The organism is Microbacterium sp. LKL04, assembly GCF_900102005.1.
GTDB lineage: Bacteria > Actinomycetota > Actinomycetes > Actinomycetales > Microbacteriaceae > Microbacterium.
Genome location: NZ_LT627736.1, coordinates 691,885 through 704,988, shown reverse-complemented (window position 1 = coordinate 704,988; position 13,104 = coordinate 691,885). Strand labels below are relative to the sequence as shown.

Here is a 13,104-nt window from a genome sequence, read left to right as displayed (position 1 = left end):
ACCAGCCTACCGGCGCGGTCGACGGGTAGTCTGGAGTCAACTCGCCTGAAGGAGACGGACGTGACCGACGCCACGAACACCCCGCCGCAGCCCTCGGAAGTGCCGCCGGCGCCTCCGGTGCCCGACGCTTCGTCGCCGGCCGCCCCGCCCTACGCACCCCCCGCCTACGGCCAGCAGCCCGGATACGGGCAGCAGCCGAGCGCGGCGCCCGCACACGTGCAGCCGTCCTACCCGCAGTCCGGCTACGGGCAGCCTGGATACGGCCAGCCCGCGTACGGCTACGGCTACGCACCGGCACGGCCGACCAACGTCCTCGCGATCGTCTCGCTCGTCGCCTCGATCGCGGGCCTCACGATCCTCCCCTTCATCGCGTCCATCCCCGGCATCATCACGGGTCACATGGCCCTGAAGCAGCTGAAGACCTCCGGGGAGCAGGGCCAGGGGCTCGCACTCTGGGGCACGATCCTCGGTTGGATCGGCGGCGGTCTGCTCGTCATCGGCATCCTCATCTGGGTCTTCGTCCTCATCGCGATCGCCGCCACCGCGTCCAGCGTCGGCCTGTCTTCCTGAGGAGCCCTCCCACGTCCCGCCGCGCCGCGCACGATCGCACACCGTCGGCGACCTCGCTCACCACCGCTCCCGAGGTCGACGCTCGTTCGCGCACACGCCGATACGTCATCATGATGTCGGTCAGAGTGCTGTGCTTCATCCTCATGGTGACGGTGACCCCGTACGGCTGGCAGACCTGGATCTTCGCCGCCGGGGCTGCCGTCCTCCCCTACCTGGCGGTCGTGATCGCGAACGTCGGGAACGGCGACGAGGTCGTCGTGGCTGAACGACCCTCCCGCGAGATCGAGTCGACACCATCGGCATCCACGCCTCCGGAGAACCCGAATGGAGGCGTCATCCGCATCCAGGAGAGCCCCCCGCAGGAGGATCGATGAGCCCCACGGCGGGAGGATCGGACGCTGCACAGTGCTCGCGAGCAGGATGCCGCGCCGACGCCGCATGGCAGGTGGTGTGGCGCAATCCCCGCATCCACGCCGCGGATCGCCGCAAGGTGTGGGCCGCGTGCACCGATCACGTCGAGTTCCTGCGCGACTACCTGGCCTCACGCAACTTCCCGGTCGAGGTCCTCGCCCTCGCGCCCGTGTCCGCATCGTGAACCGCGAGACGGCGCTCCGCTGGAGCGGGTACGTGGCGATGGCCGTCGTCTTCGCCATCGCCTGCGCGATGCTGTCCAATTGGCAGTTCTCCCGCAACGCGGAACGGGACGCGGAACTCGCTCTCGTGGAGAGCAACTACTCGCAGGCGCCCGTGCCGTTCGAGGAACTGCTGCCCGACGGCACGTTCGATCCCACCGACGAATGGCGGCCGGTCGAGCTCACCGGACGCTACCTGACGGATGAGAGCCTTCTGGTGCGGAACCGTCCGCACGGCGGCACGAGCGCGTTCGAGGTGCTGGTCCCCCTCCGCACGGACGACGGTCGCGTCGTCCTCATCGACCGAGGCTGGGTCCGGCCCGGTGACGATCAGCCCGCCCCCGACGACATCCCCGCGCCGCCGACGGGCGAGGTGACGGTCGTCGGCCGCCTGCAGCCCGGTGAGCCCGCCGCCCGGGAGGGTCGCTCGGCTGCCGACGGTCAGGTGCCCACGATCGACCTGCGTCTGATCGGGCAGGAGACGGGCCAGGCGGGGAGCCTCGTCGAGTCCGCCTACGTGCTGATGACCGAAGAGACTCCAGCACCCGCCGAGCGTCCGAACGCCCTCGAGGACCCGTCCGCGGATCCCGGACCCTACCTGTCGTACGCGATCCAGTGGATCCTGTTCGCCGTCATGGGATTCGTCTTCATCTGGTACATGATCCGCACCGAGATCCGACACCGCCGCGAGGACGAGGAGAACGGTCCGAGGACCCGGACGCCGCGGAGTGCGCGGCGCCGCGACCGCGACATGGAAGCCGAAGACGAGCTGATCGACGCCCGCTGAGATCGCGCAGCTGCGAGCGGGATCAGGCCAGCGTGATGAGGTCGATGTAGTCCCGACCCCAGATGTCCTCGACGCCGTCCGGGAGGATCAGCACGCGCTCGGGATTGAGTGCCTCGACGGCGCCCTCGTCGTGCGAGACGAGGACGACAGCACCCTCGTAGTGTGCAAGCGCGCCGAGGATCTCCTCACGGGATGCCGGGTCGAGGTTGTTCGTCGGCTCGTCGAGCAGCAGCATGTTCGCGGACGAGACGACCAGCGTCGCGAGCGAGAGGCGCGTCTTCTCGCCACCCGACAGCACGCCGGCCGGTTTCAGCACGTCGTCGCCGGTGAACAGGAACGAGCCGAGCACCTTGCGCGCTTCGGTGGCGGTGATGTCGGGTGCCGCCGACATCATGTTGTCGAGGACCGAACGGGTGACGTCGAGGTTCTCGTGCTCCTGCGCGTAGTACCCGATCTTCAAGCCGTGGCCCGGCTCGATGATCCCGGTGTCCGCCTTATCGACGCCGGCGAGGATGCGCAGGAGAGTCGTCTTACCCGCACCGTTGAGGCCGAGGACCACGACGCGGGAGCCACGGTCGATCGCGAGGTCGACACCGGCGAAGATCTCGAGCGAGCCGTAGGACTTCGAGAGGTTCTTCGCCATGAGAGGCGTCTTTCCGCAGGGAGCCGGCTTCGGGAAGCGCAGCTTCGCGACCCGGTCGTCCTGACGGACGTCATCGAGACCGGCGAGGAGCTTCTCCGCCCGCGCGACCATCTGATGCGCCGCGGCAGCCTTGCTGGCCTTCGCGCCGAAGCGGGCGGCCTGCTGCTGCAGGGCCGTGGCCTTCTTCTCGGCGTTGGCGCGCTCCTTACGGCGACGCTCCTCGTCGGCGGCGCGCTGGCGGAGGTAGTTCCTCCAGTTCATGTTGTAGACATCGATGACCTGGCGCATCGCGTCCAGGTAGAACACGCGATTCACGGTCTCGCCGACGAGCTCGATGTCGTGGCTGATCACGATCAGCCCGCCCTTGTAGCCCTTGAGGAACTCGCGCAGCCACACGACGCTGTCGGCGTCGAGGTGGTTCGTCGGCTCGTCGAGGATCATCGTCTGCGCATCGGAGAAGAGGATGCGGGCGAGCTCGATGCGCCGGCGCTGGCCTCCCGAGAGCGTCTTCAGCGGCTGGTCGAGGATGCGGTCGGGGAGCGAGAGGTTGTGGGCGATCGAGGCTGCTTCGGCCTCGGCAGCGTATCCGCCGAGCGCTTCGAAACGCTCGGTCAGCGAGCCGTACTTCCGCATGGCCCGGTCGGCCACCGCGGCATCCGACGACGCCATCTGCTCCGCCGTCTCCCTCATACCGATCGCGAGGGACCCGAGGCCGCGAGCATCGAGGATGCGCGTGCGCGCGAGCATCTCAGGATCCCCCGTGCGCGGGTCCTGCGGCAGATAGCCGAGTTCGCCGGTGCGATCGACGCCGCCGTCCGCGGGGATGAGGTCGCCCGCGAGGACCTTGGTGAGAGTCGTCTTGCCGGCGCCGTTCCGACCGACCAATCCGATCTTGTCGCCGGGCGACACTCGGAACGAGACGTTCGACATGAGGGTGCGCGCACCGACGCGGATCTCGAGATCGTGCACGGCGAGCACAGCAGACATCCGTTCTTCGTGGGAGGCGGCCGAGTGGCCAAACCCCCAGTATACGTCGCCTGATGCCCGGGATCCTTCGTGCGTCGTCGGGCCGCGGCCGGATCGAGACTGAGCCGGAAGGAGCTTCACGGACGATAGGACTCGCACTCGCCCGCGCCTATCTACCCACCCTGACCGCGCGGCAGGCTGTCCGCGCCTTCGGCCGTCGGCGCACCCACGCCCCGAGCGTCTCCACTCCGGGGCGACCGGTGATTTCCGGCAACCGGTGAGTCGATGTAAGGTTAGGCGACCCTAATCACTTCTCACAGGAGACCTCCGTGCCTCGCATCCGCACTGCGCTCGCCCTCGCCGCAGCATCCGTCCTCGTCCTGACCGGCTGCGCAACCAACAGCGCCCCGGCCGCAGGCGATGGACCGTCCGCTTCGAACGAAGCGAGCGGGTTCCCCGTCACGCTCAAGAACGCGTTCGGCGAGACGACGATCAAGACCAAGCCGGAGCGTGTCGCGACGGTGTCGTGGGGCAACCAGGAGGCGGCCCTCGCGCTCGGCGTGGTGCCGGTGGGCATGCCCGAGGTCACCTGGGGAGACGACGACGGCGACGGCGTCCTGCCGTGGGTGGAAGAGAAGTTGGCGTCTCTGGACGCCAAGACCCCTGTGCTGTTCGACGAAGCGCAGGGCATCGATTTCGAGGGAGTCGCGGACACCGCGCCTGATGTGATCCTGGCCGCGTACTCCGGTCTGAACCAGGCGGACTACGACAAGCTCAGCAAGATCGCCCCCGTCGTCGCCTACCCGACTGTCGCGTGGGGCACCACCTGGCAGGAACTGACGATCATCAACGGCACCGCGCTGGGGCTGAAGACCCAGGCTGAGGACCTCGTGTCCCAGCTCACGAAGACCCTCGACGACGAGGTCGCGAAGTACCCCGAGATCGCCGGCAAGAAGGTGATGTTCAGCTCGTACGACGCCACGAACCTCAGCCAGATCGGCTTCTACTCGCTCGCGGATCCGCGCGCCAAGTTCCTGGAAGACCTGGGAATGGTCCCCGCCAAGACGGTCGAGGAGCAGTCCAAGACGTCCACGGAGTTCTGGATCACCAACAGCACCGAAGACATCGAGCGCTTCGAGGACGTCCAGGTGATCGTGACGTACGGGGACGACTCGACGCTCGCCGCCATGCAGGGCGACCCGCTCCTGTCCCGAATCCCGGCCGTGAAGAACGGGGCCGTCGTCGTCCTTCCCGCCGTGAACAGCTCACTCGCGGCCGCCGCGAACCCGAGCCCGCTGTCGATCCCGAACGCTCTCACGGGCGAGTACATCGCGATGCTCGCCGAGGCGGCCAAAAAGGCCTCGTAAGGCACTCCTCCCCTTCGACGTGTCCACTTCACTCGCACCCCGCGCGATCGTCGCCGCGGCCCCGCCCTCCGGGCGGCGACCGCGGCGACGCCGTGTGACCTGGCTGATCGTGCTCGTCGTGCTCGTCGCGCTCGCCGCCGTCCTCTCGGTCACGCTCGGGGCGAGGTCGGTGAGTCTCCACGACATCGCGGCAGGGCTGGCCGGGGACATCGACACGGCCTCGGCCGCCGCCGTCGCCAAACGCGTCCCCCGGACGATCCTGGCTCTCCTCGTCGGCGCAGCGCTCGCCATCGCGGGCACCGTCATGCAGGGCGTCACCCGCAACCCGCTCGCCGACCCGCAGATCCTGGGCATCAACGGCGGCGCCTCCCTTGCCGTCGTGATCGGCCTCGCGTTCTTCGGGATCACCGACGCGTTCGGGTACATCTGGCTCGCCATGCTCGGCGCGGCCGTCGCAGCCCTCTTCGTGTACATGGTCGGATCACTGGGACGCGGTGGGGCGAGTCCGTTGAAGCTCGCGCTGGCGGGCGCCGCGACCGCCGTCGCCTTCACATCGCTCATCAGCGCGATCCTCCTCCCCCGCATCGACGTCATGAGCGTCTTCCGGTTCTGGCAGATCGGCGGAGTCGGCGGCGCGACCGCCGACAAGAACCTGCTGGTCGTTCCGTTCCTCATCGTCGGCGCAGTGATCTGCTTCGCGTCCGCCGGCGGACTCAACTCGCTCGCCCTCGGCGACGATCTCGCCGCGGGCCTGGGCGAACGCGTGCAGCGGGCACGCTTGATCGCCGCACTCGGTGCGGTGATCCTGTGCGGTGCCGCCACGGCCGTCGCAGGGCCGATCGGCTTCGTCGGGCTGATCGTGCCCCACGTGTGCCGGCTCCTCGTCGGCCCCGACCACCGCTGGCTGCTCCCGGTATCCGCCCTCGTCGGGGGTGGTCTCCTCGCCACCGCCGATGTCGTCGGCCGGGTGATCGCTCCGCCGCAGGAGGTCGAGGTCGGTGTCGTCACCGCCCTCATCGGCGCCCCCTTCTTCATTGCGATCGTCCGTCGACAGAAAATGCGTGCACTGTGACCGCGGCATCCGTCCACCCGTCCACGCTCGACGTCGTCGCGCGCGGTCGGTCGCGGCGCATGCGCCGCCGTCTCCTCGTCACGACGGTGCTGGCGATCGCCGTTCTCGCGACCTACGCGGTATCGCTCATGGTGGGCCAGACCATCTACTCCCCCGCCGAGGTGTGGGGCGTCGTGACGGGTCAGCTGGTCCCGGGCGCCTCCTTCACCGTCGGTGAGCTCCGCCTGCCCCGCTCGACCGTCGCGCTCCTCGCGGGGGCGTGCTTCGGGATCGGCGGCGCCGTCTTCCAGACGATGCTCCGCAACCCTCTCGCCAGCCCCGACATCATCGGGATCAACGCGGGTGCGAGTGCCGCAGCCGTCGTCGGCATCGTGTTCCTCTCCCTCGACCAGACCCCTGTCGCCGTCCTGGCGACCGTCGGCGCTCTGGTCACAGCGCTGACGATCTACCTCCTGGCGTTCAAGGACGGCGGGGCCGGCGCGAGATTCATCCTGATCGGAATCGGCGTCGCCGCGATCTTCAACAGCGTGGTCGCGTACGTCCTCTCGCGCGCCGCCGAGTGGGACCTCCGGGCCGCGATGCGCTGGATCACCGGCAACCTGAACGGCGCTTCCTGGAGCGAAGCCGTGCCCCTCGCGGTCGCCGTGGCGATCGGCGTGCCCGTGATCCTGTGGCTGACGCGCGATCTCGAACTCATGCGCCTGGGCGACGACACTGCAGCGGCCCTCGGAGTCCCTGTCGAGCGGCGGCGGATCATGCTGATCATCGCCGCCGTCACCGTCCTGGCCTTCGCCACCGCGGCGGCCGGACCCATCTCCTTCGTCGCTTTCCTCGCCGGTCCCATCGCTGCTCGGATGCTGGGTCCCGTCGGATCCCCCGTCCTGGCCGCTGGTCTCTTCGGAGCGCTCCTCGTCCTGGTCGCGGACTTCGTCGGGCAGTACCTGCTCGGCCTGCGTCTGCCCGTCGGCGTCGTCACGGGTGTCCTCGGCGCGCCGTACCTCATCGTTCTTCTCATCCGCAGCAGCCGCTCGGGAGGCTCCCTATGACCGCCCACCGCACCCTCTCCGCAGAGTCCGTCACCCTCGCCTACGGGGACCGGACGATCGTCGACGCCCTCGACTTCACGGTCCCTGCGGGGCAGGTGACCGCGATCGTCGGCGCCAACGCGTGCGGCAAATCGACGATGCTCAAGGCGATGGCACGCCTGCTGTCGCCCAAGTCGGGTCGCGTCGTGCTCGACGGCAAGGACATCCATCGGATGCCGACGAAGCACGTCGCGCGCGATCTCGGACTGCTCCCGCAATCGCCGATAGCGCCCGAGGGTATCGCCGTCTCCGACCTCGTCAGCCGCGGACGCACGCCGCACCACGGGCCGCTCGCGCGGTGGACGCCGGCGGATGACGATGCGGTAGCGAGGGCACTCGAGGCGACAGACATCGTCGCGATCGCGGATCGTCCCGTCGACGAGCTGTCGGGTGGTCAGCGCCAGCGCGTCTGGATCGCGATGGCCCTGGCTCAGCAGACGGACGTCCTGCTGCTGGACGAGCCGACGACGTTCCTCGACGTCAGCCACCAGATCGACGTCCTGGACCTGCTCACCGATCTGAACCGCTCGCGGGGCACGACGATCGTGATGGTCCTGCACGACCTCAACCTGGCCGCACGGTATGCGGACCATCTGGTCGCCATGTCGGCCGGCCGGATCTTCGCGTCCGGTGAGCCTCAGACGGTCCTCACGGCCGACACGGTGCGCGAGGTGTTCGGCCTCGAGAGCCGCGTCATCCCCGACCCCCTCACCGGACGCCCGATGGTCCTCCCCATCGGCCGTCACCACGTCCCCACGCCGCTCGACGGCGCCGTCCGCTGATCCCACGGAGCGACCCGATGTCTTCGACCACCCTGGCCTTCTTCCGAGCACCCGTGGCCTCGATCGCCGAGGTGACCCCCAGCTTCCGCCGTTTCACCTTCAAGGACACCGCCCTCTCCGCCTACGGCGACCCCGGTTTCGACCAGCGGGTGAAGATCCTCTTCCCGACGCCGACGGCACCGATCGAATCGATGCCGACCGGTGAGGACTGGTACGAGCAGTGGCGCGCCCTCCCCGACGACGCGCGACCCGTCATGCGCACGTACACGACCCGCGCGGTCCGCAACGCGGACAACGAGGTCGACATCGACATGGTCGCGCACGATGTCATGGGCCCCGCGTCGGCGTGGATCGCCGAGGCGAAGGCGGGCGACGAGGTGCTCATCCTCGCACCGACCACGGATCACACCGGCGTCAACTACGGCATCGACTTCGTCCCGCCCGCCAAGACCGAGAACATCCTTCTCGCCGGCGACGAGACCGCGGCCCCGGCCATCGCGCGGATCCTCGAACAGCTCCCCGCTGACGCACGAGGCGTCGTCGTCCTCGAGGTCCCGCACCCGGAGGACATCGCCTACCTTCCCGCGCACCCCGGCTTCGAGATCATCACCGCGGCCCGTGCCGGAGAGGACCACCGTCACGACCACCTGATCGCGGCGGTCACTCAGGTCGCCGAGCGGCTCGTCCCGGAGGGGATCGGCGCCGAGGTCGAGGAGATCGACGTCGACCACGACATCCTGTGGGAGGTCCCCCGCACGGCGAAGGGCGGAGCCGCCCTGAAGAGCGCCCGGCTTTACGCGTGGCTGGCCGGCGAGGCATCCGCCATCAAGGCACTGCGACGCCATCTCGTCGGAGAGGTCGGCGTCGACCGTCGCGCCGTCGCCTTCATGGGCTACTGGCGCCTCGGTCGCTCCGAGAACTGACGAAGCGGTGCGACATCGTCGCACCGCTTCGTCGTCGGCCAGATGGCCGGGCTTCAGCTCAGATCGAGAATCCGAGCGCGCGCATCATGTCGCGCCCGTCGTCGGTGATCCGCTCGGGACCCCACGGCGGCATCCACACCCAGTTGATGCGGAATCGGTCCACAACGCCGTCGAGCGCCTGTCCGGTCTGTTCTTCGAGGACGTCCGTCAGCGGGCAGCCGGCGGAGGTCAAGGTCATGTGGATGACGAGAGCGTCGTTCTCGTCATCCCAGCCGAGGTCGTAGATGAGTCCCAGGTCGACGACGTTGACTCCCAGTTCGGGGTCCATGACGTCCTTGAGGGCCTCGGTGACCTCGTCGTACTTCTCGGGTGCGAGCGTCTCGGTCATGCGACGATCCTAGGCCTGCTCGCCGCCGACGGGAGCGAGGAAACGGTCGTAACCCTCATCCTCCAGTCGCGCTGCGAGTTCGGGGCCGCCTTCTTCGGCGACGCGACCGTTCACGAGGACGTGGACGAAGTCGGGCTGGATGTAGCGCAGGATGCGGGTGTAGTGCGTGATGAGCAGCACGCCCATGTCGCTCTGCTCCTTGGCGCGGTTGACACCCTCGGAGACGATCTTGAGCGCATCGACGTCGAGGCCGGAATCGGTCTCGTCGAGGATCGCCAGCTTGGGCTTCAGGAGCTCGAGCTGCAGGATCTCATGACGCTTCTTCTCGCCGCCGGAGAACCCCTCGTTGACGTTGCGCGCGGCGAACTTCGGGTCCATGCGGAGGTTCTGCATCGCCTGCTTGACGTCCTTCGTCCACGCGCGGATCGAGGGCGCTTCGCCGTCGACGGCGGTCTTGGCGGTGCGGAGGAAGTTCGTGACCGTGACACCGGGGATCTCGACGGGATACTGCATCGCGAGGAACAGGCCTGCGCGGGCACGCTCGTCGACGGACATCGCGAGGACGTCCTCGCCGTCGAGGGTGATCGTGCCGCTCGTGACGGTGTACTTGGGGTGACCGGCGATCGTGTAGGCCAGGGTCGACTTTCCGGAGCCGTTCGGACCCATGATGGCGTGGGTCTCACCCGTGCGGACGGTCAGGGTGACGCCGTTGAGGATCGGGGTCTCGCCGGCTTCCGTCTCGACCGTCACGTGGAGGTCGCGGATCTCGAGGACAGACATGTCAGCTTCTTTCTTCAGTTCACGGCTTTGGTCACGGCGGGGTCGATGAGGATGTCGTCCCCGTCGATCGTGACCTCGTAGACGGGCACCGGCTCGTAAGCCGGAAGATTCAGGGGGCGACCGGTGCGCAGCGAGAACGCGGACCCGTGGGCCCAGCACTCCAGCGACTCTCCTTCGACGAAACCGTCGGCCAGCGAGATGTCACCGTGGGTGCAGGTGTCGCCGATCGCGTGGACCTCGCCCTGGCCGTCGAGCACGACGGCGATCGCGACGCCGCCCACCTCGACACGCACGGCGGTGTCCTGCTCGAGGTCGCTCAGCTGCAGGACCTTCTCCGCGGTCACTGCGCACCCTCCCCGACGAGCTCGGCCTCGATGGCGGCGATGAACTCGTCCTCGAGAGAGGGGATGCCGATCTTCTGCACGATCTCGGCGAGGAACCCGAGGACCACCAGGCGCCGAGCCTGCTCCTCGTCGATTCCGCGCGCCCGGAGGTAGAAGAGCTGCTCGTCGTCGAAGCGACCGGTGGCACTCGCGTGACCGGCGCCGACGATGTCACCGGTCTCGATCTCGAGGTTCGGGATGGAGTCTGCGCGCGCCCCGTCGGTGAGGACCAGGTTGCGGTTCGCCTCGTACGAGTCGGTGCCGACGGCATCCGGTCCGATGAGGACGTCGCCGATCCAGACCGTTCGCGCAGACGCACCCTGCAGCGCACTCTTGTAGAGCACGTCGCCGTTGGTGTGCGCGCCCTTGTGGTGCAGGTAGACCTGGCTTTCGAGGTGCTGACCCGCGTCGGCGAAGGAGAGGCCGTACAGGCGTCCCTGCGCGCCGGAGCCGGCGAGCTCGACGGACGGGTTGACGCGCACGAGTCCGCCGCCGAGGCTCACGACGATGTGCGTGAGGGTGGCGTCGCGGTCGACACGGGCCTGGTGGGCAGCGAGGTGCACGGCGTCGTCGTCCCACCGCTGCACGGACACGACGGTCAGCGCGGCGCCGTCCCGGACGATGATCTCGACGTTCTGGGCCTGCGCGGCAGATCCCTCGTGACGCAGCACGACGGTGCCGCGGGAGTTCGGCTGCGCCTCGATCACGACGTGCGCGTGAGCGACCCCGCCGCGGCCGGTGAGGGTCACGACGACGGGCTCGTCGAGCTCGACGTCCGCCGGAATGCGGATGAGGGGGGCCTCAGGCTCCTGCGCCCACGCGATGGCGCTCACGACGTCTTCCGGCCGGAAGACCTCGCCGCGGGGAGCATCGTTCTTCTGCAGACGGATGTGCTCGACGGCATCCGGACCGGTCACCTCGACGCCGATGACGTCGTGCGGGGCCGGCTCGTCAGCCAGCAGCGACGCGACGCGGTCGAGCGGCGTGTGCTTCCAGTTGACCTCGCGGCCGGTCGGTGTGCCGAAATCGGCCGGGTCGAACGACCACGGACGCTCCGAGCGGGTCTGCACGGGAACGCCCTGGTCGGTCACTTTCGCCGCAGGGTCGATGTGGCCCTTCGCAGCGGATGCGGGGGCCTGAGTCGCTGTCGTCATCAGCCGACGGATCCTTCCATGCCCATCTCGATGAGCTTGTTCAGCTCGAGGGCGTACTCCATGGGCAGTTCGCGGGCGATCGGCTCGATGAATCCGCGCACGATCATCGCCATCGCTTCGTCCTCGGGCATGCCACGGCTCATGAGGTAGAACAGCTGCTCCTCGCTGACCTTCGAGACCGTGGCCTCGTGGCCGAGCTGGACGTCGTCGACGCGGATGTCGATCGCCGGGTAGGTGTCCGAGCGCGAGATCGTGTCGACCAGCAGCGCGTCGCAGCGCACCGTGTTCGCGGAGTGGTGCGCGTTCGCGTCCACCCGCACCTCGCCGCGGTAACCGGCGCGGCCACCGCCGCGGGCGATCGACTTCGACACGATCGACGACTGCGTGTACGGCGCCATGTGGATCATCTTCGCGCCGGCGTCCTGGTGCTGGCCGGGACCGGCGAAGGCGACGGACAGGGTCTCGCCCTTGGCGTGCTCGCCCATGAGGTAGATCGACGGGTACTTCATCGTCACCTTGGAGCCGATGTTGCCGTCGACCCACTCCATGGTCGCGCCCTCGTGGGCGACGGCGCGCTTGGTGACGAGGTTGTAGACGTTGTTCGACCAGTTCTGGATCGTCGTGTACCGAACGCGGGCGTTCTTCTTCACGATGATCTCGACGACGGCCGAGTGCAGCGAGTCGCTCTTGTAGATCGGCGCCGTGCAGCCCTCGATGTAGTGGACGTAGCTGTCCTCGTCCGCGATGATCAGGGTCCGCTCGAACTGGCCCATGTTCTCGGTGTTGATGCGGAAGTACGCCTGCAGCGGGATCTCGACGTGCACGCCCTTGGGGACGTAGACGAACGACCCCCCAGACCACACGGCGGTGTTCAGCGCGGCGAACTTGTTGTCGCCCGCGGGGATGACGGTGCCGAAGTACTCCTCGAAGAACTCGGGGTGCTCGCGGAGGGCCGTGTCGGTGTCCATGAAGATGACGCCCTGCTGCTCCAGGTCCTCACGGATCTGGTGGTACACGACCTCGGACTCGTACTGCGCGGCCACACCCGCGACGAGGCGCTGACGCTCCGCCTCGGGGATGCCGAGCTTCTCGTACGTGTTCCGGATCTCCTCGGGGAGGTCCTCCCACGTCTGCGCCTGCTTCTCGGTCGAGCGCACGAAGTACTTGATGTTGTCGAAGTCGATGCCGGAAAGATCCGCACCCCACGTCGGCATGGGCTTGCGGCCGAACAGCTGATACCCCTTCAGACGGGTCTTCAGCATCCATTCGGGTTCGCTCTTGAGGGCGGAGATCCCGCGGACGACGTCCTCGTTGATCCCTCGCTGTGCGACAGCACCCGCGGCATCCGCGTCGTGCCAGCCGAACTCGTACACCCCCAGGCCTTCGAGTTCGGGGCGGTCGATGAGCACATCCGACATGAATTTCCTCCTCACGGGCGGCAACGGTGTCATCCGTTCCGGCATTCCCTCCCGCGAGAGGAGTGCACGAGGGGGATGCCGCTGCTGGCCGCTCTGACGACGCGATACCGCGCCTAGAATCGTTGTGCGGGCTGCGATGGGGATCGCGCTCGCC

Annotated in this window: 15 protein-coding genes; 9 read left to right on the top strand and 6 right to left on the bottom strand. The window is 68.3% G+C overall.

Annotated elements, in window-relative coordinates; all coding sequences use genetic code 11:
• Window positions 1-60 precede the first annotated feature (60 nt).
• From BLP38_RS03475 to BLP38_RS03460, 4 genes are all read left to right on the top strand, one after another.
• The gene (locus BLP38_RS03475; protein ID WP_091352947.1) at window positions 61-570 is read left to right on the top strand and encodes a DUF4190 domain-containing protein; all 510 of its coding nucleotides are present in this window, start codon (window positions 61-63) and stop codon (window positions 568-570) included.
• Window positions 571-680: 110 nt separating this feature from the next.
• Window positions 681-944: a DUF3099 domain-containing protein gene (locus tag BLP38_RS03470; RefSeq protein WP_231916561.1), complete on the top strand. Its 264-nt coding sequence runs from the start codon at window positions 681-683 to the stop codon at window positions 942-944.
• Complete coding sequence (locus BLP38_RS03465) at window positions 941-1,165, top strand: hypothetical protein (protein ID WP_091352945.1); 225 nt, start codon at window positions 941-943, stop codon at window positions 1,163-1,165. The genes BLP38_RS03470 and BLP38_RS03465 overlap by 4 nt, the downstream gene beginning before the upstream one ends.
• Window positions 1,162-1,989, top strand: coding sequence for an SURF1 family cytochrome oxidase biogenesis protein (locus BLP38_RS03460; RefSeq protein WP_091352942.1), 828 nt, complete (start codon window positions 1,162-1,164; stop codon window positions 1,987-1,989). Before BLP38_RS03465 ends, BLP38_RS03460 begins: the two co-directional genes overlap by 4 nt.
• A gap of 22 nt (window positions 1,990-2,011) precedes the next feature.
• Here BLP38_RS03460 and BLP38_RS03455 read toward each other — a convergent pair whose 3' ends face one another.
• The gene (locus tag BLP38_RS03455) at window positions 2,012-3,610 is read right to left on the bottom strand and encodes an ABC-F family ATP-binding cassette domain-containing protein (protein WP_091359494.1); all 1,599 of its coding nucleotides are present in this window, start codon (window positions 3,608-3,610) and stop codon (window positions 2,012-2,014) included.
• A gap of 317 nt (window positions 3,611-3,927) precedes the next feature.
• Between BLP38_RS03455 and BLP38_RS03450 the strand changes: the two genes are divergently transcribed.
• The 5 genes from BLP38_RS03450 to BLP38_RS03430 are packed head-to-tail and all read left to right on the top strand — an operon-like array spanning window position 3,928 to window position 8,827.
• On the top strand, window positions 3,928-4,965 hold the full coding sequence (locus tag BLP38_RS03450) for an iron-siderophore ABC transporter substrate-binding protein (protein WP_091352939.1): 1,038 nt from the start codon (window positions 3,928-3,930) through the stop codon (window positions 4,963-4,965).
• A 19-nt stretch (window positions 4,966-4,984) separates the two neighbouring features.
• Window positions 4,985-6,037 carry a FecCD family ABC transporter permease gene (locus tag BLP38_RS03445; RefSeq protein WP_197672426.1) on the top strand — a complete coding sequence of 351 codons (1,053 nt, stop codon included), beginning with the start codon at window positions 4,985-4,987 and terminating at the stop codon, window positions 6,035-6,037.
• Complete coding sequence (locus BLP38_RS03440; protein WP_091352936.1) at window positions 6,034-7,083, top strand: FecCD family ABC transporter permease; 1,050 nt, start codon at window positions 6,034-6,036, stop codon at window positions 7,081-7,083. The genes BLP38_RS03445 and BLP38_RS03440 overlap by 4 nt, the downstream gene beginning before the upstream one ends.
• On the top strand, window positions 7,080-7,904 hold the full coding sequence (locus tag BLP38_RS03435; RefSeq protein ID WP_091352933.1) for an ABC transporter ATP-binding protein: 825 nt from the start codon (window positions 7,080-7,082) through the stop codon (window positions 7,902-7,904). Before BLP38_RS03440 ends, BLP38_RS03435 begins: the two co-directional genes overlap by 4 nt.
• A 17-nt stretch (window positions 7,905-7,921) precedes the next feature.
• Window positions 7,922-8,827 carry a siderophore-interacting protein gene (locus BLP38_RS03430; RefSeq protein WP_091352931.1) on the top strand — a complete coding sequence of 302 codons (906 nt, stop codon included), beginning with the start codon at window positions 7,922-7,924 and terminating at the stop codon, window positions 8,825-8,827.
• 58 nt (window positions 8,828-8,885) lie between these two features.
• Here BLP38_RS03430 and BLP38_RS03425 read toward each other — a convergent pair whose 3' ends face one another.
• Genes BLP38_RS03425 through sufB form a run of 5 tightly spaced genes read right to left on the bottom strand, consistent with a single transcriptional unit; the run spans window position 8,886 to window position 12,950 of the window.
• Entirely contained in the window at window positions 8,886-9,215 is a 330-nt protein-coding gene (locus BLP38_RS03425; RefSeq protein ID WP_064002279.1) for a metal-sulfur cluster assembly factor, read from the bottom strand.
• Between the two features lie 9 nt (window positions 9,216-9,224).
• Window positions 9,225-9,995 (bottom strand): Fe-S cluster assembly ATPase SufC, encoded by a 771-nt coding sequence (gene sufC, locus BLP38_RS03420; RefSeq protein WP_091352928.1) that lies wholly within the window; start codon window positions 9,993-9,995, stop codon window positions 9,225-9,227.
• 14 nt (window positions 9,996-10,009) lie between these two features.
• A complete protein-coding gene (locus tag BLP38_RS03415; protein WP_091352925.1) occupies window positions 10,010-10,339 on the bottom strand; it encodes a non-heme iron oxygenase ferredoxin subunit in 330 nt (109 codons plus the stop codon).
• Window positions 10,336-11,532, bottom strand: a complete 1,197-nt coding sequence (gene sufD / locus BLP38_RS03410; protein WP_091352922.1) for a Fe-S cluster assembly protein SufD — start codon at window positions 11,530-11,532, stop codon at window positions 10,336-10,338. Before sufD ends, BLP38_RS03415 begins: the two co-directional genes overlap by 4 nt.
• Window positions 11,532-12,950, bottom strand: a complete 1,419-nt coding sequence (sufB, locus tag BLP38_RS03405) for a Fe-S cluster assembly protein SufB (RefSeq protein WP_091352920.1) — start codon at window positions 12,948-12,950, stop codon at window positions 11,532-11,534. The genes sufD and sufB overlap by 1 nt, the downstream gene beginning before the upstream one ends.
• Window positions 12,951-13,104: the final 154 nt, after the last annotated feature.